The 21,201-nt window shown below is 46.0% G+C and carries 17 protein-coding genes; 9 read left to right on the forward strand and 8 right to left on the reverse strand.

All coding sequences use genetic code 11. From position 1 onward, the window contains the following. Genes aroB through ABDW16_RS02235 form a run of 3 tightly spaced genes read left to right on the forward strand, consistent with a single transcriptional unit; the run spans position 1 to position 3,354 of the window. Positions 1-1,026, forward strand: a complete 1,026-nt coding sequence (aroB, locus tag ABDW16_RS02225) for a 3-dehydroquinate synthase (RefSeq protein WP_343667484.1) — start codon at positions 1-3, stop codon at positions 1,024-1,026. 16 nt (positions 1,027-1,042) lie between these two features. Next, on the forward strand, positions 1,043-2,332 hold the full coding sequence (gene aroA / locus ABDW16_RS02230; protein ID WP_343667485.1) for a 3-phosphoshikimate 1-carboxyvinyltransferase: 1,290 nt from the start codon (positions 1,043-1,045) through the stop codon (positions 2,330-2,332). Positions 2,333-2,358: 26 nt separating this feature from the next. Beyond that, a complete protein-coding gene (locus ABDW16_RS02235) occupies positions 2,359-3,354 on the forward strand; it encodes a chorismate synthase (RefSeq protein WP_343667486.1) in 996 nt (331 codons plus the stop codon). A 44-nt stretch (positions 3,355-3,398) separates the two neighbouring features. On the opposite strand, the gene ABDW16_RS02240 is transcribed toward ABDW16_RS02235, so the two are convergent. The 5 genes from ABDW16_RS02240 to gcvP all read right to left on the reverse strand — a co-directional run bounded on the left by ABDW16_RS02240 (position 3,399) and on the right by gcvP (position 10,140). Next, positions 3,399-4,115: an FKBP-type peptidyl-prolyl cis-trans isomerase gene (locus ABDW16_RS02240; RefSeq protein ID WP_343667487.1), complete on the reverse strand. Its 717-nt coding sequence runs from the start codon at positions 4,113-4,115 to the stop codon at positions 3,399-3,401. Positions 4,116-4,182: 67 nt separating this feature from the next. Continuing rightward, on the reverse strand, positions 4,183-6,075 hold the full coding sequence (locus tag ABDW16_RS02245) for a CocE/NonD family hydrolase (RefSeq protein ID WP_343667488.1): 1,893 nt from the start codon (positions 6,073-6,075) through the stop codon (positions 4,183-4,185). A gap of 5 nt (positions 6,076-6,080) precedes the next feature. Further along, the gene (locus ABDW16_RS02250) at positions 6,081-6,434 is read right to left on the reverse strand and encodes an MmcQ/YjbR family DNA-binding protein (protein ID WP_343667489.1); all 354 of its coding nucleotides are present in this window, start codon (positions 6,432-6,434) and stop codon (positions 6,081-6,083) included. A gap of 130 nt (positions 6,435-6,564) precedes the next feature. Continuing rightward, positions 6,565-7,083, reverse strand: a complete 519-nt coding sequence (locus ABDW16_RS02255) for a hypothetical protein (RefSeq protein ID WP_343667490.1) — start codon at positions 7,081-7,083, stop codon at positions 6,565-6,567. A gap of 186 nt (positions 7,084-7,269) precedes the next feature. Further along, entirely contained in the window at positions 7,270-10,140 is a 2,871-nt protein-coding gene (gene gcvP, locus ABDW16_RS02260; protein WP_343667491.1) for an aminomethyl-transferring glycine dehydrogenase, read from the reverse strand. Between the two features lie 166 nt (positions 10,141-10,306). Between gcvP and ABDW16_RS02265 the strand changes: the two genes are divergently transcribed. Continuing rightward, positions 10,307-10,798, forward strand: a complete 492-nt coding sequence (locus tag ABDW16_RS02265) for a YkgJ family cysteine cluster protein (protein WP_343667492.1) — start codon at positions 10,307-10,309, stop codon at positions 10,796-10,798. A 6-nt stretch (positions 10,799-10,804) separates the two neighbouring features. Here the strand turns inward: ABDW16_RS02265 and ABDW16_RS02270 are convergent, their stop codons facing one another. Beyond that, positions 10,805-12,070 (reverse strand): MFS transporter, encoded by a 1,266-nt coding sequence (locus ABDW16_RS02270; RefSeq protein ID WP_343667493.1) that lies wholly within the window; start codon positions 12,068-12,070, stop codon positions 10,805-10,807. Positions 12,071-12,374: 304 nt separating this feature from the next. Between ABDW16_RS02270 and ABDW16_RS02275 the strand changes: the two genes are divergently transcribed. Continuing rightward, positions 12,375-14,501 (forward strand): carboxy terminal-processing peptidase, encoded by a 2,127-nt coding sequence (locus tag ABDW16_RS02275; RefSeq protein WP_343667494.1) that lies wholly within the window; start codon positions 12,375-12,377, stop codon positions 14,499-14,501. 70 nt (positions 14,502-14,571) lie between these two features. On the opposite strand, the gene ABDW16_RS02280 is transcribed toward ABDW16_RS02275, so the two are convergent. Both ABDW16_RS02280 and topA read right to left on the reverse strand, forming a co-directional pair. Next, on the reverse strand, positions 14,572-15,447 hold the full coding sequence (locus ABDW16_RS02280; RefSeq protein ID WP_343667495.1) for a transglutaminase-like domain-containing protein: 876 nt from the start codon (positions 15,445-15,447) through the stop codon (positions 14,572-14,574). A 123-nt stretch (positions 15,448-15,570) separates the two neighbouring features. Next, entirely contained in the window at positions 15,571-17,925 is a 2,355-nt protein-coding gene (gene topA, locus ABDW16_RS02285) for a type I DNA topoisomerase (protein WP_343667496.1), read from the reverse strand. Positions 17,926-18,309: 384 nt separating this feature from the next. Between topA and ABDW16_RS02290 the strand changes: the two genes are divergently transcribed. Genes ABDW16_RS02290 through ABDW16_RS02305 form a run of 4 tightly spaced genes read left to right on the forward strand, consistent with a single transcriptional unit; the run spans position 18,310 to position 21,170 of the window. After that, positions 18,310-19,074: a DUF2520 domain-containing protein gene (locus tag ABDW16_RS02290; protein ID WP_343667497.1), complete on the forward strand. Its 765-nt coding sequence runs from the start codon at positions 18,310-18,312 to the stop codon at positions 19,072-19,074. A 50-nt stretch (positions 19,075-19,124) separates the two neighbouring features. Next, complete coding sequence (locus ABDW16_RS02295) at positions 19,125-19,646, forward strand: HAD-IIIA family hydrolase (RefSeq protein WP_343667498.1); 522 nt, start codon at positions 19,125-19,127, stop codon at positions 19,644-19,646. A 22-nt stretch (positions 19,647-19,668) separates the two neighbouring features. After that, entirely contained in the window at positions 19,669-20,610 is a 942-nt protein-coding gene (locus ABDW16_RS02300; protein ID WP_343667499.1) for a geranylgeranylglycerol-phosphate geranylgeranyltransferase, read from the forward strand. Further along, positions 20,610-21,170: a Maf family protein gene (locus ABDW16_RS02305; protein ID WP_343667500.1), complete on the forward strand. Its 561-nt coding sequence runs from the start codon at positions 20,610-20,612 to the stop codon at positions 21,168-21,170. Before ABDW16_RS02300 ends, ABDW16_RS02305 begins: the two co-directional genes overlap by 1 nt. Positions 21,171-21,201: the final 31 nt, after the last annotated feature.

The raw sequence follows: 21,201 nt of genomic DNA on the forward strand, positions 1-21,201 counted from the left end.
ATGAGAACATTATCTTACCAGTTCCAGCATAGTGCTACCAAATATTACCTGGGAGAAAGCCTCGACCAGCTGGGCAATTACGCCGATCCATCCCGTACCGTACTGGTAGTGGATGAGAATGTGGATAAACACCACGGAATGAAATTGCAGGGTTGGAGAAAGCTGGTGATTCCGGATGGAGAAGAGAATAAAAGTGAGGAAGTACTCGAACAGATCATTGATGGGCTCATAGAGCTGGAAGCTGACCGCAAGACTATGCTCGTAGGTATAGGCGGTGGCATGACCACAGATCTGACTGGTTATGCCGCCAGCATATACATGCGCGGAATGCCGGTAGGTTTCGTGCCTACCACGCTGCTCGCACAGGTAGATGCATCTATCGGTGGCAAGAATGGTATCAATCATGGTAAACATAAGAATATGCTGGGTACTACCCGCCAACCTCAGTTTATCCTGTTTGACTACACACTGCCACTGACCATGCCTGACGAAGAATGGCACAATGGTTTTGCAGAGATCATCAAGTATGCCTGCATCCTGGATGCGAGCTTATTCACTTACCTCGAAGAGAACCGGGATAAGGCTATGCAAAAGGATGCTGCTGTTCTGGAATACCTGGTAGAACGCTCAGTAGAGCTAAAAACCAAGGTAGTACTGGAAGATGAATTTGAGCAGGCATCACGTCGCTGGCTCAACTTTGGCCATACCCTGGGGCATGCAGTAGAAAAAATTGAGAACATTGCCCACGGTAAAGCAGTGGCTATCGGGATGGTGGCAGCAGCCAAAATCTCTGAGAAACTGTCTGCGCTGCCAGTGGAACAAACAAACCGGTTGATCAGGCTGATCAATGATTACCAGTTGCCGGTGACCCTGACTACCAACAAAGAGGAGATGTACGACATCTTCAAGCTGGACAAGAAAAGGGAAAAAGATGCGATCAATTTTGTGCTGCTGGAACAATTAGGTAGCGCGCATACAAAGGCTGTACCGCTGGCAACGCTCAGGCAGTTGCTGGAGGAGCTATAAACAACCAAACACACACATGCAAGTAACAATATTACCCGGCAGCATCAATGGCACGGTAACTGCCAATCCTTCCAAAAGCGCTATGCAAAGGGCAGTAGCCGCAGCGTTGCTGAGCAATGGTAAAAGCATTATCCGGAATCCGGGTTTGAGCAATGACTGCCTGGCAGCGCTGGATGTAGCCAGCAAACTGGGTGCAGTTATCAACCGCCAGGAAGATTATATCGATATTACCAGCAAGGGTATTCAACCGGTGCAATCTGCCGGTAACGAAATCAATTGTGGAGAATCCGGTCTCGGTATCCGCATGTTCACACCGATCGCTTCTTTGTCTGCACTGCCTATCACCATTAATGGCCATGGCAGTCTGACCACCCGCCCCATGAACTTCTTCGAAGAAGTGCTGCCACAGGTGGGGGTAAAGATCAGCTCCCGCGAGGGCAAGCTGCCTTTGCACATCCAGGGCCCATTGCAGGCTAAAAATATTACGATCGATGGTTCACTCAGCTCACAGTTCCTTACGGGCTTACTGATGGCTTTTGGGGCTGTTGCGGAGGATGTGACCATCACTGTAAAAGACCTGAAGAGCAAACCTTATATCGCCCTTACCCTGCAGCTCATGGAGCGGTTTGGTGTACAGGTGAAAGAAGAGAACTTTGAACGTTTCTCATTTGGTAAGAAACAGGCGTACAAAGCCGGAGAATATACTGTAGAAGGAGATTGGAGCGGTGCTGCGTTTCTGCTGGTAGCTGCTGCGGTAGCTGGTAAGGCAGAAGTACACCACCTCAATACACAGTCTGCACAATCTGATAAGGCCATACTGGAAGCACTGGAAAAAGCAGGTGCTGGCCTGATGCCAGGCGTATTCACTGTAAATGTGGAAAAGCAACAATTAAAAGCGTTTGACTTCGATGCGACTGATTGTCCTGATCTGTTCCCGCCACTGGTAGCCCTGGCTGCTAATTGTGAAGGCACCACAAAAATATTGGGTGTGAGCAGACTGGCGCACAAGGAAAGTGACCGTGGTAAAACCTTACAGGAAGAATTTGGCAAACTGGGTATCCTTATAGACCTGCATGGCGATGAAATGCTGGTGCATGGTGGTACAGGTATTACAGGTGGTTCGGTGCGCTCTCACAACGATCACAGGATTGCCATGGCATGTGCAGTAGCTGCATTGACAGCGAGTGGTCCGGTAGTGATTGAAGATGCGGAGGCGATTAACAAATCTTATCCTGAATTTTATGAACATTTGCAGAAGTTAGGCGGTGTAGTAAAGCAGGAAGGAGCCACCAGTCAGGTACATTAACATGACATTGATAAATCAGCATACTAATGAACAGTTTCGGTAGATTATTCCGGGTAAATGTTTTTGGGGAATCGCATGGCGCTAGTGTAGGCGTGAATATTGACGGTGTACCGGCAGGTATTCCGCTAAAGCAGGAAGATTTCCTGCCAGACCTGGACAGGCGCAAGGCGGGTGCCAAAGGCACCACACCGCGTAAGGAAGATGATCTGCCTTACATCAAATCAGGCGTTTTCAATGACCATACAACTGGTGCGCCGATTACAATTTTGTTTGAGAACAACAATACGCGTAGTACTGACTATGAGAAGCTGCGTGAGTTTCCACGGCCCGGTCATGCGGATTTTGTAGCCACGCATAAGTATGGCGGCTTTGAAGATTACCGTGGTGGCGGACACTTTAGTGGCAGGCTTACACTGAACCTGGTAGCGGCTGGCGTAATAGCCAAGAAGATATTGGGCGAAAGCATCAGGGTAACTGCGACTTTGAAAGAAGTAGCTGGTTTGCCTGATGCAGAGCAGGGGCTGGAAGCGGCGATTGCTGCGAAAGACTCTGTAGGTGGTATAGTGGAATGCGTGGTTGAAGGGTTGCCAATTGGATTGGGAGAACCTTTCTTTGATTCAGTAGAGTCCTGTATTGCACATGCGGTATTTGCTATTCCGGCTATCAAAGGCATTGAGTTCGGTGCTGGTTTTGCTGCGGCAAAGATGAAAGGGATAGAGCATAATGATGCAATACTGGATGCCAGTGGAAAGACTGCGACGAATAATGCGGGTGGTGTAGTAGGAGGTATTACCAACGGAAATCCTTTGGTATTCCGTGTAGCGGTAAAGCCTACTTCGAGCACGCCTAAGGAGCAGCAGACTTTGAATATTAAGAGCGGGCAGGTAGAGGCTTTTAGTGTGAAGGGAAGACATGATTTGTGCATAGCGCTGAGGGTACCGGTGGTGTTGGAAGCGGTGGCGGCAATGGCGCTGGCAGATTTGATGATGATAGAGCAGCGGAGCCCGAGAGTGTGGAAATAAGTTATAATAAAAAGGGGAATTACAATTGTAATTCCCCTTTTTTATTACTTCTCGATGTCTAACAATTCAACATCAAAAATCAGTGCGCTATTCGGCCCGATCTTCGGTCCTGCCTGACGATCGCCATAAGCTAAATCAGCAGGTATAAACAACCTCCATTTAGAACCCACAGGCATCAACTGCAGCGCTTCGGTCCAACCTTTAATCACTCCACCCACAGGGAAGGAAATAGGCTTACCTCTTTCTACAGAACTATCAAACACAGTACCATCGATCAAAGTACCATGATAGTGTGTCTTTACTTTATCTGCGGCGGTAGGCTTGGGACCATTACCTTCTTTCAGGATCTGGTATTGTAAACCGCTAGGCAGTGTAACCACCCCTGGTTTAGTCTTATTTTCTGCCAGGAATTTTTCACCTGCTTCTTTGTTCTTTTGCATCTTTTCCGCTTTTATCTGTTGGAGATAATTACTGATACTCATATTTGCTATTTCTTTTTCTACTAATGTCGTATCCCTCAATGCATCTTCGATAGCGTGTTTCAGTACATTCAGGTTCAGGCTATCCAGGCCCTGTGTTTTCAGGGTGTTTCCGATATCCTGACCGATGCCGTAGCTGATGGTATCGATTTTAGTTTGCAGTAAAGGTAGAACAGGAACAACAGTTTGCTCCTTGTCTTTGTTCTTTTTAGATTTTCTCTGCGCAAATCCATTCAGGGAAATGACGCCAAGTGCTCCCAGCAGTAGGGCTTTTCTGATCATAAAATAGTAGTTATCAATGGTAATGGACTTACGAAATTTACATATTTGAACGCCCGCAAGTTAAATTTTATTTCAACACCGGCAATTCTATCACGGATGGATGGCTGGCATCGTGATAAATACGGATGGTTGCTTTCTTAAAATCCTTGTCTGTAGCGTGATAGATATCTGTAAACACCTGCGGGTTACGATCTACCAGCGGAAACCAGCTGCTCTGTACCTGTATCATGATTTTGTGCCCCTTCTGGAATGTATGTGCTACGTCAGGCAAGGTGAAGTCTACATTGGCAGGCGCATCTGGTGTGAAGGGAACTGGCTTCTCAAAGCTCTCTCTATATTTACCCCTCATAATTTCGCCTCTTACCAGCATTTCATAACCACCCATGGGATAGGTAGATGATGGTACTCTGTAGTGTTCGCTGCGTGCTTTGTCTTCATATTTGAAATCATAGGGGAACACATCAATCAGTTTTACGATGAAGTCAGCATCTGTACCACTGGTGCTGACTACAAGTTTCGCCGTGAGCGGACCTGCCAGTGTAATATCTTCTGTCAGTACATCGGTTGCAAAAGTAGCTACATCGGGGCGGCGCTCGGCAAAACGCTGGTCGTCGGTCATGTAATTGATAGTACGATAGAAATGTACGTCTTCCGTGTATGGTACTGGTTTAGCCGGATCGCTGACATATTCGGAGAAGCTGCTGGCACCAAGCGGTTTGGAGAAATCCAGTTTGCCATTTGCCTGCAGGTAGATGGATTGCTCCTGTACATTGGCAGGCGGCCATTGCTGGAATTTGCGCCACTGATTTTCGCCGGTAAAGAAGACGGTTGCTTCTGCGATATCAGGTGCAGCGCCTTTGCCTTTCAGGTAGTAATTAAAGAAAGGTATTTCGATATTTTCCTGGTAGTATTCAGATGTGTTGCTACCGAAGTGAACATTGCCTAAGTGGGTACCATCATTGGTGCTCCACTGGCCATGATACCATGGACCCATTACAATGCGGTTACTTGCACCAGGGCTTAATTTTTCAATTGCTTTATAAGTATTCCATGCACCAAAGCAATCTTCTGCATCGAAGACACCGCCTACTTCCAGCATTGCCGGCTGAATACCTTTCAGGTATTGTCTTACATCTCTTGCCTTCCACCATGCATCGTAGTCACCATGGCTCATGAGGTCTGTCCAGAATGCAATGCTATCGCCCATCAGGCGGGAGAAGTTTGACAATGCGCCTGTTTTGAGATAGAACTCGTAGTTATCTTCGGTAGTGAAGTAATTGAAGTTGGTAGGCCCTACGGTAGTAGGCCTGGGTCTTGGCTGACCAAAACCGGAGTAGAAAGAGAATGCATCGGCAACGAAGAATGCACCATTGTGGTGGAAGTCGTCGCCGTGGTACCAGTCAGTCACCGGTGCCTGAGGGCTTACGGCTTTCAGTGCAGGGTGGCCGCTCAAAGCAGCCATGGTGCTGTAAAAGCCGGGATAGGAGGTGCCAAATACACCTGCTTTACCATTGTTGTTGGCGATGTTTTTCAGCAACCAGTCGATAGTGTCGTACGTATCACTTGCTTCATCGATCTCGTTCCTGCCCTTTTTAGCGGGATTATAAGGACGAATGTCCATAAAGGTACCTTCACTCATCCACCGGCCACGCACGTCCTGTATGACCATGATATAGCCTTCGTGCAGGTATGTATTCGTGTACCGGGCATAATAAGGTCTGAACTCTTTGTCTCCATATGGAGCGCAGGAGTAAGGAGTGCGGGTTATCAGAAAAGGGTGTTTTTCGGCATTGTCTTTCGGTATATAAATGGATGTAAACAGTTTTACACCATCCCGCATAGGGATATATACTTCTTTTTTAGTGTAATGTTCATACATCCATAAGGAATCTGCATTGATGGCTTTTGCCTTTGCACCAAAGGCAATGATCACCACAAGCAGCCATAAGATCCGTTTCATAAGCATTATATATTTTTCAGTTGTTCTTTTGTCTTCTTTGGTAATGATTCTACTACAAGGTCATATGAATCCCTGATCCACTGGTAGATTAGCTTATCCGAAATACCAGCGTGTACATCGACCGTATTCCAGTGTTTCTTGTTCATATGATACCCGGGCGAGACGCCATCGTAGCGCTCCCGCAGCTCTACTGCAATTTCAGGATCACATTTGAGATTGATGCTTTCAAAGCTATCGAGACTGGTTAATGTAAACATTTTTCCCATTACCTTGTACACAAGTGTCTCTTCACCAAATGGAAACTCTTCGGTGACACCCGGTAGGGCGAGGCAAAAATCACGAAACTGTTCAATATTCATAAGGCATTGAATCTAAGTGCGTCCAAAGGTATAAAAAAACCGGGGCAGACAGTATACCTGTTGCCCCGGTTGCATATTGTAAAAATAAATAGCTACATGCAGTTGATATGGTTGTTTTTTTTATGGATGATCAGGCTTTGCTGATGGCGAGAATGATGCGGGAATAACGACCGTATACTATCTCTACTTCCTGTCCTGATTTATAATCGTCCAGCCGGCCGCGCATCCAGTAAAAGAGTCTTTTTCTCTTTCTTACGCCTTCCTGTTTTACGATAAAGCTGGTCTGCATATCATTGTTACCCTGGTATACATGTTCCAGTGGAACTTTGATCTGTCCTTTCTGAAGGAATGTCAGGTCTTTCTTGATCGTAAAGTACCGGACATCAGTCACCTTTATCAGCGCGAAGATGAGTACGAGTACAAAGGAAAGCAACCATACCCAAAACCAGGTATTCCTGTAGCTGAACATGGTGGCGTCGATTTCTTCTTCGGAATACCTTCTTTTGAGAAAGAATTGAGGTACGTAGGCTGCGATGAGCACTAAAGAGAGGCCAATCAACACGAATTTAATGATTTGCCTTTTGTTCTTTTTCAACGCATCCTGAAGGAGGAAAATCTCCTCGATGGTCATAAAAGAGTAATCCTGCATAGATAAGGGTTTTTCTTATTTCTAATATATGTAAAATTTTTCTAAATATAAGTAAGTCTTAATACGATCAAAAAGCACTTTTAGTATGCGTGTGAATAAAAAAATATTAGATTTTTCTCATTTGTAAATAAAAAAACGGCTAAAAGCATTCGCTTTTAGCCGTTTGCGTATACGTTAATTTTTTTCTTACGCTTCTGCTTCTGCGTAGGCGCTTACGGGCTCGCAGGTACATATCAGGTTTCTGTCGCCATGAGTATTGTTTACCCGGCTTACAGAAGGCCAGAACTTATTGAGTTTTACATATTCCAGCGGGTAAGCTGCCTGTTGGCGGCCGTAAGGACGGTTCCACTCTTCGGCAGTGATCACGAACTGGGTATGAGGTGCATTTTTCAATGCGTTGTTTGCTTTGTCAGCTTTGCCTGTTTCCACAGCGCTGATTTCTGCGCGGATGGCCAGCAGTGCATCGCAGAAGCGATCCAGTTCGGCTTTGTCCTCACTCTCAGTAGGTTCGATCATGATTGTACCTGGTACTGGGAAGCTGAGGGTTGGTGCGTGAAAACCGTAGTCCATCAGGCGTTTTGCCACATCTTCTGCTTCCACACCGGCTGTTGCTTTGAATGGACGGAGGTCTACGATGAACTCGTGTGCACAGGTGCCATTGCTGCCACTGTAAAGGATTTCGTATGTTTTTTCCAGGCGGGCTTTCATGTAGTTAGCATTCAGAATAGCATTTTCAGATGCTTTCTTCAGTCCCTCTGCACCCAAAAGACGAATGTACGCATAAGAGATGAGCAGGATGCTTGCAGAGCCATAAGGTGCTGCAGATACTGCATTTGCGGTTTTCTTGTCAGTCAGGCTAACGTGACCAGGCAGGTAAGGAGCGAGGTGTTTAGCCACGCAGATTGGACCCATGCCAGGACCACCACCGCCGTGAGGAATTGCAAATGTTTTGTGCAGGTTCAGGTGACAAACGTCGGCACCGATGAGGCCAGGAGCGGTCAAACCTACCTGTGCGTTCATGTTGGCGCCATCCATATATACCTGACCACCATATTCGTGTACGGTGTTGCAAATGTCTTTTACGCTCTCTTCATAGATACCGTAGGTAGAAGGGTAGGTGATCATGATACCTGCCAGGTTATCAGCATACTGTGCTGCTTTGGCTTTCAGGTCAGTTACATCGATGTACCCATTTTCCAGTGCCTTTACTACTACCACTTTAAAGCCAGCCATTACTGCAGATGCAGGGTTGGTACCGTGAGCGGAGATAGGGATCAGCATTATATTACGGTGTCCTTCATTTCTGCTTTCATGATATTTGCGGATCACGAGAAGACCAGTGTATTCACCCTGTGCACCACTGTTTGGCTGCAGGCTGCAGGCGTCAAAAGCAGTGATTTTGCAGAGGTATTCGCCCAGTTCATCTACAATCTGCTGGTAACCACCTGTCTGTGCTTTTGGCGCAAATGGGTGGATCCTGCTCCAGTGAGACCAGCTCAGAGGAATCATCTCTGTCGCAGCATTCAGCTTCATGGTACAGCTACCCAGAGAGATCATGGAAGTATTGAGAGAAAGATCTTTATTTTCCAGCAGCTTGATATAACGCATCATCTGAGACTCGCTGTGATGACTGTTAAATACTGGGTGAGTGAGGTATTCTGAAGTACGTACCAGTGCTGCAGGTACAGCGGTAGCGGTCAGGCTGTTCCTGTCAGCAGGCAGGCTGCCTGCGTCGAAGATGGAGAGGATATCGTTCACATCCCGGATGGTAGTGGTTTCATCGAGAGAGATGATCACCTTGTCAGCACCAGGATAGAAGAAGTTAATACCAGCACCTTCCGCTTTTGCCCTGATATCAGTTACTGCTTTTACAGATACTTCGAGGGTATCAAAGTAGCTGTCAGCAGCGAGTGTATATCCTTTCTTTTGCAGGGCAGTACCCAGTGCATTAGCGAGGATAGCTACGCGGGTAGCGATATTTTTCAGACCGGCAGGGCCGTGGTATACGGCATACATAGCAGCCATGTTGGCCAGCAATGCCTGTGCAGTACAGATATTGGAAGTTGCTTTTTCACGTTTGATGTGTTGCTCGCGGGTTTGCAGCGCCATACGCAATGCGCGGTTGCCCTGTGCATCTACGCTCACACCAATGATACGGCCTGGGATAGCGCGTTTGAACTCATCTTTTACTGCAAAGAAAGCCGCGTGTGGACCACCAAAACCTAATGGTACACCAAAGCGCTGTGCAGAACCCAGTGCTGCATCTGCACCCAGTTCACCAGGAGAGGTAAGGATAGTGAGTGCCAGCAGATCGGTCGCCATAGCTACGTAAGCACCAGCTGCATGTACTTTCTGTACAAAGTCCTGGTAGTCTTCTACAGCACCTACACTGTTTGGATACTGTACCAATGCACCAAAGAAGGTTTCATCGATAGCAGTAGTTTTATAGTCGCCGGTTACTACCTGGATGTTCAGCGGAGTAGCACGGGTGGTGATTACATCTTTTGTTTGTGCGAACACATTTTCGTCCACGAAGAATTTAGGACGGGCCAGGTTGTCGTGGTCCTTGTTCAGTGTGCTGAAGAACATGCTCATGGCTTCGGCAGCAGCTGTTGCCTCATCCAGCAGGGATGCATTGGCAATAGGCAGACCGGTGAGGTCACTGACCATAGTCTGGAAGTTCAGTAAGCTTTCCAGGCGACCCTGGGAAATCTCTGCCTGGTAAGGAGTATACTGTGTATACCATCCTGGATTCTCGAAGATGTTGCGCAGGATCACACTGGGTGTGATGGTATCGTAATATCCCTGACCGATGTAGGTACGAAATACTTCGTTCCTGAGTGATACTTCTTTGAGATGGCTGAGGTATTCACTTTCACTCATTGCTGCAGGTACTGCCAGCGGGTGGTTCATGCGGATTGCGCCAGGTACGGTCTTGCTGATTAATGCTTCCAGCGAAGATACACCGATGGTTTCCAACATGTGGTTGGTCTCTGTCTCGTTAGGTCCGATGTGCCGACCTACAAACTCATTTTGTTGTATATCAAAAAGATTCATGATGTGAAAGCAGGTATGATAATAAGAATGTGCAAAGGTATTTTGTTTTTTAGCAATAGCCAAACCTGCTGGGGGCTTGTGGAAATTGTGGTGATAATTGGGGTTGAATATTTCCCGGAATTGTCACATGATTGTCGTATGAAGGAGAGTATTACCTTTGCAGCAAATGGATGCATCACTAAATAACTGGAAGCAGCGGGCAACTGAGCAGCAAAAAGTCAATAAACAGTTTCTGCAGAAGCTACAGACGAAGAAGGGCAGGGGCGTAGAGAAACTATTGCCTGACCTGCATGAGGAGGCTTTCAGCCATATTGATTGTCTGCAATGTGCAGGTTGCTGTAAGTCAATCAGCCCAAGGTTTAAAACTCCTGATATCAAGCGTATTTCGAAATACCTGGGCATGCGGGAATCTGTGTTTATTGAAACTTACCTGCGACTGGACGAAGATGGGGATTATGTGGTGAAAAGCAGTCCCTGCCCGTTTTTGGGTACAGACAATTATTGCAGCATCTATGATGCAAGGCCGGGAGATTGTGAGAACTATCCCTACACGGATAGCTACGAGTTTGTGAAGCGGCCTAATACCACTTACCTGAACAGTACGATTTGCCCCGCCGTATTCTATGTGTTAGAGAAGTTGCGGGATGTAGTGAAATAAATTTGTTTATGCCTTCAGGTCCAGCTTCCGCATGGCCGGTGAAATGATATAAGTTGTAATGACTACTCCCAGTGTCACACATCCACCAAACACAACAGAGGGCACCAATCCCATCATCCTGGCCATAAAGCCGCTTTCAAAAGCTCCCAGCTCATTGGAAGAACCTACGAACATAGAGCTCACTGCAGCTACACGGCCCCTCATTTCATCAGGGGTTTTCAATTGCAGAATCGTTTGACGGATGATTACGCTGACGGCATCCAGCGTACCACTCAGTAGCAATGCAATGAAAGATAGATAGAAGTTTTTGGACAACCCGAATATGATGATACAGATCCCGAAACCGAATACTGCCGCCAGCAACTTGATTCCTGGTTTATGTACCAGTGGTTTGTAAGCCAGTACAAACATGGTCATCAGTGAACCTACCGCCACTGCGGAACGGAGCAAACCAAATTCCAGCGCGCCTGCATGCAGTACATCCGAGGCAAATACAGGCAGCATGGCTACCGCGCCACCAAACAATACTGCGAACATATCCAGGGCCATGGCATTCAAAACTACCTTTGTATTCCACACAAAGCGCATCCCTTTGGTCAATCCATCCAGGAAGGTTTCGCCCTTGGCTGAATAGTGTACCGGCTTTGGTTTGATCATGATCAGGCTGAACAGGGGCAGCAGGAAAATCGACACCACCAGCAGCATGGACCAGTGTACACCTATGGCATATACCAGCAGTCCACCCAGTGCAGGGCCAGCCATACTGCCTATCTGCCAGGCGCTGCTGGCCCAGGTAGAAGCATTGGCATATAATGTACGGGGCACGATCAAACCTTGCAGGGAGAAATTGGCCGGGCTGACAAAGGCACGTACAATGCCACCGCAAAATACCAGTCCATAAATAGACATCAGTACCTGGTGGGTATCAAACCCTTCCACCGCTTTATCCCACGTGAGGAAGAAAAGCCCTGTACCAATAATGATGTAGGCGAATACGCATTTGAGCAGGATACCCCTTTTCTCTCTTTTATCCACAATATGGCCTGCAAAAGGCGCCAGGAGCACTGCCGGGATAACCTCGGCAAGGCCTATGAGGCCAAGGGCAAAGGGATCATGGTTGGAGAGCAGGTTCACCTTCCACTCTATGACAATAAACTGCATTGTAAGTGCAAAGACAAGCGCAAACCGAATAATTAAGTAGTAGTTGAATTCAGGAAGACGAAGCGAAGCGTATGGGTCGTTCTTACTATTAGCGTTAGCCGGATTATCCACGTAATCAGTTTTTAAACCACCGCAAAAATATATAATTTGAAGAAATACCTACCTGACGATTTTACAACCGGTTCCATTTAAACTGATAAGCGGTATCGTTAAATCCGACCAGGAACCGTATTTTTATAAGACATTGGTCTGGTTTTAGTAGCAAACAACCGTAGTGAATGTGGCTGCCAATACTGTATAGCTAGCGCCTATGCTACATTACCCTGTTTCTCAATCTTTTGTTAAAAGAAAACTGCCATTCTAGCACAATGGGCAATTTTATGCTATATTTGATGACGTTCAATTAGGATTTTCTATGAGAAGAATGAAAGTGATTATACCAGTAGTGCTGATTACCATCTCGATGGGAGTATTGGCTTTCAGCAAACTGCGTAAAGAAGACCCCCCTGGCAAAAATGAAGTAATCATTGGTCTGGTAGGGCAAATATTAAAGGATGGGCACTATCAGCCGAAGGCTATAGACGATAAATTTTCAAAGGATGTCTTTGAAAAGTTCCTCAAGAACCTTGACAGTGAAAAGAAATTCTTCCTGAAGAGTGATATCGAAAACCTCAAACCATTATCTACTCATATTGATAATGAACTGATGGGTGAACCCCTGGATTGTTTCAATGCAGTCAATGACCTGATCAAAAAACGTGTTGCTGAGGCAGCAGCGCTTTATCCTGAAATCCTGGCTAAGCCTTTCGATTTCTCAAAAGAAGAAAAGGTGATCCTGGATCCTGATAAGGTAGACTACCCTGTGGATGAGGCAGCCCGTAAAGAAGCATGGCGCAAGGTGCTGAAATATCGTACCCTGGAAAAATACTCCGAACTGGTAGAAGCCCGCGACAAGCAGGATAAGAAAGATACAGCAAAAGTGAAAACTGATGCCCAGCTGGAAGCCGATGCCCGCGCGAAGGTGAAACAGGTATACGACCGCTACTTCGACCGTTTGAAAAACAGGCAGGACGATAACGAGCGCTTCAGCACTTATGTAAACAGCATTACCTCTACAATGGATCCGCATACTGACTTCTTCCCGCCTGATGAGAAGAGAGCGTTTGAAGAGCAGATGGCAGGTAAGTTCTTCGGTATCGGAGCACAGCTGCGTGAAGAAGATGGTAAAATCAAGATCGTGAGCATCGTAACAGGTAGCCCAAGCTGGAAAGAAGGTAACCTGAAAGCAAACGATGTAATCCTGAAAGTAGCACAGGGTGACAAGGAGCCGCTGGACATTACCGGTTATGCTGTAGAAGATGCTGTAAAAGTGATCAGGGGTGAAAAAGGTACAGTAGTGAAGCTGACAGTGAAGAGTGTAGACGGTACTGTCAAAGATGTTTCTATTGTACGTGATGAGATTGTACTGGACGAAACATTTGCAAAATCAGCGATTATCGGTGGTCAACATAAAATTGGTTACATCTACCTGCCTGAGTTCTATGCAGACTTCCAGGACAGAAACGGTGCCCGTTGTGCCGAAGATGTGGCAAAGGAAATTACGAAGCTGAAAGCTGAAAATGTAGAAGGTATCATCCTTGATCTCCGCTTCAATGGTGGTGGTTCCCTGCAGGATGTAGTGCAAATGGCTGGTCTGTTTATTCCGGATGGCCCTATTGTACAGGTAAAATCCCGCACCGGCGATCCAATGGTGCTGCGTGATCGTGATAAGAGTGTACAGTATGGTGGCCCGCTGGCCATTATGGTCAATGAGTACAGCGCTTCGGCTTCCGAAATTATGGCAGCTGCTATGCAGGATTATAAACGTGCGGTGATTATAGGTAGTTCTTCTACTTATGGTAAAGGTACCGTACAGCGTATGTTCAGCCTGGATGAGTTTTACTCCAACAGGGAGTTAGGTCCGCTGGGTGCGATCAAGCTTACACAGCAGAAGTTCTACCGTGCAAATGGTGGTTCTACACAGCTGAAAGGTGTTTCTTCTGACATTGTATTGCCAGATCCATATTATGAGGTAGCTGAGCGTAAAGATAAAGATGCCCTGAACTGGGATGAAATTCCAAAGGCAAATTACACCACCTGGATAGACCCGGTACCGGTGGCTGCGCTGAAAGCGAATAGCGACAAGCGCCTGGCGAACAGCGAAGCGTTCAGGATGATGAACGACAATATCGCTACCCTGAAGAAGATGGATGCACAGGAAAGTTATTCTCTGAACTATCAGACTTATAAGACTGAGCAGAAGAATAATGCGAATGCGCTGAAGCGCTATGATTCAGTAAATGAGAAAGTGAAGGAACTGGATATTACCAGTCTGAAAGTAGACCTGGATAAGATAGCTAACGATACATCTAAACTGGCCCGTAATAAAGATTGGTTGAAATTCAGACAGAAGGATATTTACCTGGATGAAGCAGTGAATGTGATGAATGATCTGATTGGATTGACTTCTTCTAAAGTACAGGGCAGGTTGGCAAATAAGTAAGATTGAGATTATTTAAAATAAAAAAAAGCATCTGTTTTAAAACAGATGCTTTTTTTTATTTTAAAGAGTTTTATTCTCCACTTAATAAGCGTATCAAATTCTTCAGTTCCTCCTGCTTATACATATCCTTGTCATCCTGGAAACACTTGGACAGTTCCTCCAGCAGGAACTGTATAATCCGCGTATTTGACTGTGGCATATAATAAGATGGTGTAGGAGGGAGGGACATCCGCTTCAGGTAGTTTTCCACATCCTGGTGGGAATAGATCTGGCCCTGAATGGGGTCAATAAAAAACAGGATCCTGTAATCATCCGGACTGGCGGGCTCAGAAAAATCGTAAAAGCTATCAAAATAGGCAAGGATAAACTGTCTTGGGATATTCACCGCATACACGGGCAGGTCCAGCATAGCGCAAAGGCTCTGGTAAACAATGCCATTGGTCAATGGATTTCCCTTCTTGGATTCCAGCACCTGGTTGATGAAAAACTGGTTTTTCCGCACATAGGCCACCTCTTCTCCTTTCAGCCCGAAGTAGTTGTAGATCATGCTGTTCAGCACATTGATCTGCTCCAGGGGGGTGAGGTAGTTATTGAGCTCCAGCCATATATTACGCTTGATCTTTTCGATTTCGTTGAGAACGGAATTTGCCTGCATATCAGGAAACTGATACCGGGCTACAAGGATGGCTCCCTGTAAAAGGTCGGGCACTTCGGCCTTATTCCATTGCTGCAGGGCCATCTGCAGGTCCATGTAGTGGACCCTGTGAATCAGTTGCTCGATCCTTTCTTGGATAGATTCATCTACAGTGTTTTCCCACAAGTTTTCCAGGTTGGGAATGATCTCTTTCCCAAACAGTAATATCTTGCTGGCAACGGTATCATATACCTCCTGGTCCGGATCGTCCAGAAGATGGAACAAAGCATTTATTTCTTTGGTCTCGTGCATAACAAATCAAATGTGCCGATGTGCAAATATGCTAATCCCTGAATCATCCAAATGGTATAGGACGGGTCTTTTTTAAAAAAAGACAACCTTATATACACACCGGCACATTCCGATAATAGCACATTATTCGGCTTTTTTCTTTCTAGGAGGTGCTTTCTTCTTAGGAGGGTTGGCTTTCACATCTTCGATGATAGCTTTTGCTTCCTCCACTGTAATATCCGCAGCGGTATCGATCTTCTCCTTTGGTATCTTAAAGTTCCTTAAGCCTTGTTTAATATACGGACCATAGGGGCCTTTGAGTATCTGGATTTTTTCTTTTTCAAATACTTTGATGGTACGTTCATCTTTTGCAGCACGTTTTTCCACAATTAGGGGAGCGATTTCATCGAGTTCCACTGTGTAAGGGTCCATTTCCTTTTTCAGGGAATAGAATTTCTTATCGTGTGCTGCATATGGACCGAACCGGCCTATGTTCACGGTTACATCTTCGCCTTCAAATTTACCCAGGTTTCGGGGAAGTTTGAACAGCTCCATTGCTTCCTCTAAAGTAATGGTTTCGATGCTTTGTGTTGCTTTTAATTTTGCAAAGCGGGGTTTTTCCTCATCTTCTGCTTTCCCGATCTGCACCATAGGGCCATAACGTCCCATGCGGGCTACGATAGGTTTGCCGGTAGACTCTTCGGTACCCAGTTGTCTTTCCCCTTTCACCCTTTCCGCATTTTCCAGGGTGTTTTCCACATCCTTGTGGAAAGGTGTATAGAACTCGTTCAGCATCTTGTTCCAGATCTTCTTACCATGTGCCACTTCGTCAAACTCTTCTTCGATCTTGGCGGTGAAACCGTAGTCCATTACATTTCCGAAGTATTGGCTCAGGAAGTCGGTTACGATCATGCCCAGGTCTGTTGGGAACAGTTTGGACTTTTCGGCACCGGTATTTTCAGATTCTGTTACTTTAGTAAGTTTGTCTGCTTTCAGCAATAATATACGGAAGTCTCTTTTCACACCTTCTTTATCACGTTTTTCCACATAATTACGCTTCTGGATGGTGGTAATGGTTGGCGCGTAGGTAGATGGCCGGCCTATGCCCAGTTCTTCCAGTTTCTTTACAAGGCTCGCTTCCGTGTAGCGGGGAGCGGGGCGGGTAAAGCGTTCGGTCGCTTTCATTTCCTTCAGGTCCAGTACCTGTTTCAGTGTGAGTGGTGGCAGGGAACCATCCTGTTCGTCGTCTTCACTTACATCTTCGTCATCCCGGCCTTCCATGTATACTTTCAGGAAGCCATCGAATTTCAGTACTTCTCCACTGGCAGTCAGCTCTTCGTGGTTAGTAGAGATATCGATTTTGGCGATTGTCTTTTCGAGTTCTGCATCGCTCATCTGGCTGGCGATGGTACGTTTCCAGATCAGCTCATACAGTTTACGGCTATCGCTGTCGTCTATAGAAGCATTCTCCATATAGGTGGGGCGGATGGCTTCGTGCGCTTCCTGGGCAGACTCGTTCTTGTTTTTGAACTTGCGGTGCTGGTGGTAGCGCTCCCCGTAGTTGGTAGTAATTGCTTTCTGGATATCAGCCAGTGCGGTATCTGACAGGTTGACTGAGTCAGTACGCATGTAGGTGATTTTACCACTTTCATACAGTTTTTGTGCCAGTAGCATGGTTTTAGACACGCTGTAGCCGAGTTTACGGCTGGCTTCCTGCTGCAGGGTGGAAGTGGTAAACGGAGCGGCAGGAGATTTCTTGCCGGGTTTTACCTGTATATCTTTTACGGAGTAAGCTGCACCGACACATTGCTGTAGGAATTTCTCCGCATCTTCTGCAGTTTTGAACCGGGTAGGTCCCTCGGCCTTGAAGGTAATATTCTTACCGTTCAGGTCTTTGGCAATGAAGAAAGCCTCCACTTTAAAGCTGCTCACAGCAGTAAAGCCATTGATTTCTCTTTCCCTTTCTACTATCAGGCGTACTGCTACGGATTGAACACGACCTGCGGAAAGATGGTTACGCATACTCATTTTACGCCAAAGCACCGGTGACAGCTCAAAACCTACGATCCTATCCAGGATACGCCTGGCTTGTTGCGCATTTACCAGGTTCATATTGAGCAGGCGGGGTTGTTGCACGGCTTTTTCAATGGCGGGTTTTGTAATCTCGTGGAATACAATGCGTTTGGTAATTTCTGGGTCTAATCCCAGTACCTCACACAAATGCCAGCTGATGGCTTCTCCCTCGCGGTCCTCATCCGTTGCTAACCAAACCTCGTCGGTTGTCTTGGCCAGCTTCTTCAGATCCTTCACTACCTTTTCCTTGTCGTCGGGGATTATATACTTAGGTTTGAAGTTATTGTTGATATCAATGCCCATATCATCCTTTTCCAGATCACGGATGTGACCGAAGCAGGAAATGACCTCGAAGTCCTTGCCCAGTATTTTTTCAATCGTCTTGGCTTTGGCCGGAGACTCAACAATTACTAGATTTTTTGCCATGAATGCCGTCTTTATGTGCTACTAGATACGTAAAATTCCGTATTAAATTGTATAAACCGCTTTAAGTAAGTGCCTCAAAATTTAAGTGCTCCCTCTGGCGGAGGATAGCCAACTGATCAAAAAGGGGCTATCCGGATTTTTGCAAGTATATAAAAGAAGTGGTAGAATAAAAAATCAGTCTCTTTTAAAACATTGAATATAAATGTAATATTTTTGGGAAATCCATTAAAAATGAATGTTTAACAGTTTAATGGTTAAATTGCTGGATAACAACGCTGAGGGAAGGGAAACGTGCTGTACCATATAACTGTATGAGCCCGGTAGCCCAAATTTTGCTTTTATCTGACCGGTACACCATAATATATTAATAACCACTTTTACCCGATGAACATAGTAATTATTGGCGCGGGAAATATTGCGCATTGTTTCGGTACTTTATTAAAGATGCACGGGCACCAGATTTTACAGGTAATTAGCCGTAAAAAAGAAAATGCCCAGGTATTGGCAGAGATTTTACATGCATCTGCTACTGACGACCTCCTGGATATCAATATGGATGCAGATATCTATTTGCTGGCAGTGAGCGACTCAGCTATTCCGGAACTGAATGATGAGCTTCGCCTGGGCAAAAGGATTGTATTGCACACGGCAGGGGCTGTACCCCTGGATGCCATCAGGCGTATCTCTACTCATACAGGGGTGATGTATCCCTTACAATCTATCCGTAAGGAGGTAAAAAATTACCCTGTGATTCCCCTCATGCTGGAGGCCAGCAATGACGAGGTAATGCGCAGATTGCAGTCAATTGCGCAGAGTATTTCGTCCCGGATTGAGGTAGTTAGTTCTGAACAAAGGCTGCAATTACACCTGAGTGCGGTATTTTGTAATAATTTTACTAATCACCTGATAGTAAGGGCTAAACAGTTTTGTGAACAAAAAGGGCTTGACTTTGGCCTGCTTCAACCCATTATCAGGGAAACCTTTGAAAGGCTTGAAAAGTTTGCTCCTGAAACGGTGCAGACCGGTCCTGCTATGAGAAAGGACGAAGAGACCATGGCCAAACACCGGACTTTGATGCAGGACCAGCCACACCTGCAGGAGATTTATAAAGTGATGTCTGACAGCATTTATGATTTCTATAATGCCTGACATCAAAAATCTATACTACTTTTGCGCAATACGATATTTTAATAAACGCAATGAACGTTTTATCTCTTTTTAAGCCCATCACCACTTTTGTGTTTGATGTAGATGGCGTGCTCACAGACGGTACCGTGCAATTATTGCCTAATGGAGAGCAATCGCGCAGAATGAACATTAAAGATGGGTATGCTCTGCAGCTGGCCGTGAAGAAGGGTTACCGTATCGCCATCATATCAGGTGGCCGATCTGAAAGTGTGGTAAGCCGGCTCCAGGGATTAGGAATAAAAGATATTTACACCGGCATTACCGATAAACAGGAAAAGCTGCAGGATTATGTGTTCGAGAATGACCTGCAATGGGAGCAGGTCATTTTTATGGGAGATGACATCCCTGACTACCGTGCTATGCAGCTGGTAGGTTTGCCGGTATGCCCGGCGGACGCCGTACCTGAAATTAAAGGTATATGCCGTTATATCTCACCTGTAAATGGTGGTAATGGTTGTGTAAGAGAAGTGATCGAGAAGGTGCTGAAACTCAATGGGCACTGGACGATAGACGAAGAAATAGCCAGCCGCTGATTTGTTTTCCAATTAATTGATTATGAAGTTACTGACAGCTTTTTTCAAACTGGTGCGGTATCCAAACCTTATATATATAGCCCTCACGCAATATTTACTTCAATACTGTGTAGTAGCGCCTATTCTCCATTATAATGGTGTAGAACCTTCCCTGTCCGTGGTGTCTTTCTGCCTGCTGAGTTTATCAACGGTGCTGATTGCTGCTGCCGGGTATATTATCAATGACTACTTTGACATTAATATTGATATCATCAATAAGCCTGACAAAATGGTGCTGGATAAGGTGATCAACCGCCGCTGGGCCATGGCCTGGCACACCATTTTTAATATGGCCGGGGTGAGCATCGGTTTTATTGCTGCATGGCAGATTGGCCAGATCTACCTGGGTTTTACCCAGGTATTGTGCTCGCTGATGTTGTGGTTTTATTCCACTTCCTTCAAGCGCCAGGCACTGATCGGGAATGTGCTTATTTCTTTGCTCACCGCACTGGCTGTCGTAGTAGTTGGCTTTTATGAGAAACAGATCTATGAAAGCTTTGAAGCCATTATGTCTCCGGAAGGCAGAAAGCTGATCCAGATTATTGGTATCTATGCATTGTTTGCTTTTGTGATTTCGCTGGTCAGGGAAATTGTAAAAGACCTGGAAGATGTAATCGGCGACAGCAAAGATGGTTGCCGCACTATTCCCATTGTATGGGGGGTGGAACCAGCTAAGAAAATCTGTTACGGATTACTGTTGGGATTGCAGGCACTGATTGTAGTAGTAGAGGTAAGGGTGGCACTAATAGGTTGGTATATCGCGATCGCCTACCTGTTAATTTTTGTACAGGTACCTTGTTATTATATTTACTCTTTACTGAGAAAAGCACACCTGCCGGAGCATTATCACAAAGTGAGCTCCCTGGTAAAACTGGTGATGCTGTCAGGTATCCTGTCGATGATCTTTTTTAAATTATTCCTCTGATGTATACGGGCAAACGTGTTATACTGGGTTCTCAGTCGCCCCGGCGCAAGCAGTTGCTGGAGCAGGCAGGAATTCCCTTTGAAGTGAAAGTTGTGGATACGGCAGAAACCTTTCCTGCTGATATGCACATCAAGGATATTCCTGTTCATATTGCGCGTCAGAAGGCGCTGGCCGTAGCGCCTTTGTGCCAGGCAGACGATATTATTATTACTGCTGACACCGTGGTGGTGCTGGACAATGCCATTATAGGAAAGCCTAAAGACAGGGACGATGCGATTCGTATACTGAGTGCACTCAGCGGCAGAGAGCATCGCGTGATAACTGGTGTGATTATTCGTCGCAACGGTGAGGAAGATGCTTTTTCAAAAGAAACAGCGGTGCACTTCAAACCATTGACGACGGAGCAGATCACATATTATGTGGATAACTTCAAACCCTATGACAAGGCTGGTGCTTATGCCATCCAGGAGTGGATTGGTGCGGTAGGCATTGACAGGATCGACGGCTGTTTTTACAACGTTATGGGATTGCCTGTGAGCAATGTTGTAGAAAAATTATAGAAATAAACGGCGCCCTGATCAGAGCAGGGAC

Source organism: Chitinophaga sp. (genome assembly GCF_039596135.1).
Lineage (GTDB): Bacteria > Bacteroidota > Bacteroidia > Chitinophagales > Chitinophagaceae > Chitinophaga.

Coding starts and splice junctions, on each gene's coding strand:
- aroB (WP_343667484.1), top strand. CDS start 1: ATGAGAACATTATCTTACCAGTTCCAGCATAGTGCTACCAAATATTAC.
- aroA (WP_343667485.1), top strand. CDS start 1,043: ATGCAAGTAACAATATTACCCGGCAGCATCAATGGCACGGTAACTGCC.
- ABDW16_RS02235 (WP_343667486.1), top strand. CDS start 2,359: ATGAACAGTTTCGGTAGATTATTCCGGGTAAATGTTTTTGGGGAATCG.
- ABDW16_RS02240 (WP_343667487.1), bottom strand. CDS start 4,115: ATGATCAGAAAAGCCCTACTGCTGGGAGCACTTGGCGTCATTTCCCTG.
- ABDW16_RS02245 (WP_343667488.1), bottom strand. CDS start 6,075: ATGAAACGGATCTTATGGCTGCTTGTGGTGATCATTGCCTTTGGTGCA.
- ABDW16_RS02250 (WP_343667489.1), bottom strand. CDS start 6,434: ATGAATATTGAACAGTTTCGTGATTTTTGCCTCGCCCTACCGGGTGTC.
- ABDW16_RS02255 (WP_343667490.1), bottom strand. CDS start 7,083: ATGCAGGATTACTCTTTTATGACCATCGAGGAGATTTTCCTCCTTCAG.
- gcvP (WP_343667491.1), bottom strand. CDS start 10,140: ATGAATCTTTTTGATATACAACAAAATGAGTTTGTAGGTCGGCACATC.
- ABDW16_RS02265 (WP_343667492.1), top strand. CDS start 10,307: ATGGATGCATCACTAAATAACTGGAAGCAGCGGGCAACTGAGCAGCAA.
- ABDW16_RS02275 (WP_343667494.1), top strand. CDS start 12,375: ATGAGAAGAATGAAAGTGATTATACCAGTAGTGCTGATTACCATCTCG.
- ABDW16_RS02280 (WP_343667495.1), bottom strand. CDS start 15,447: ATGCACGAGACCAAAGAAATAAATGCTTTGTTCCATCTTCTGGACGAT.
- topA (WP_343667496.1), bottom strand. CDS start 17,925: ATGGCAAAAAATCTAGTAATTGTTGAGTCTCCGGCCAAAGCCAAGACG.
- ABDW16_RS02290 (WP_343667497.1), top strand. CDS start 18,310: ATGAACATAGTAATTATTGGCGCGGGAAATATTGCGCATTGTTTCGGT.
- ABDW16_RS02295 (WP_343667498.1), top strand. CDS start 19,125: ATGAACGTTTTATCTCTTTTTAAGCCCATCACCACTTTTGTGTTTGAT.
- ABDW16_RS02300 (WP_343667499.1), top strand. CDS start 19,669: ATGAAGTTACTGACAGCTTTTTTCAAACTGGTGCGGTATCCAAACCTT.
- ABDW16_RS02305 (WP_343667500.1), top strand. CDS start 20,610: ATGTATACGGGCAAACGTGTTATACTGGGTTCTCAGTCGCCCCGGCGC.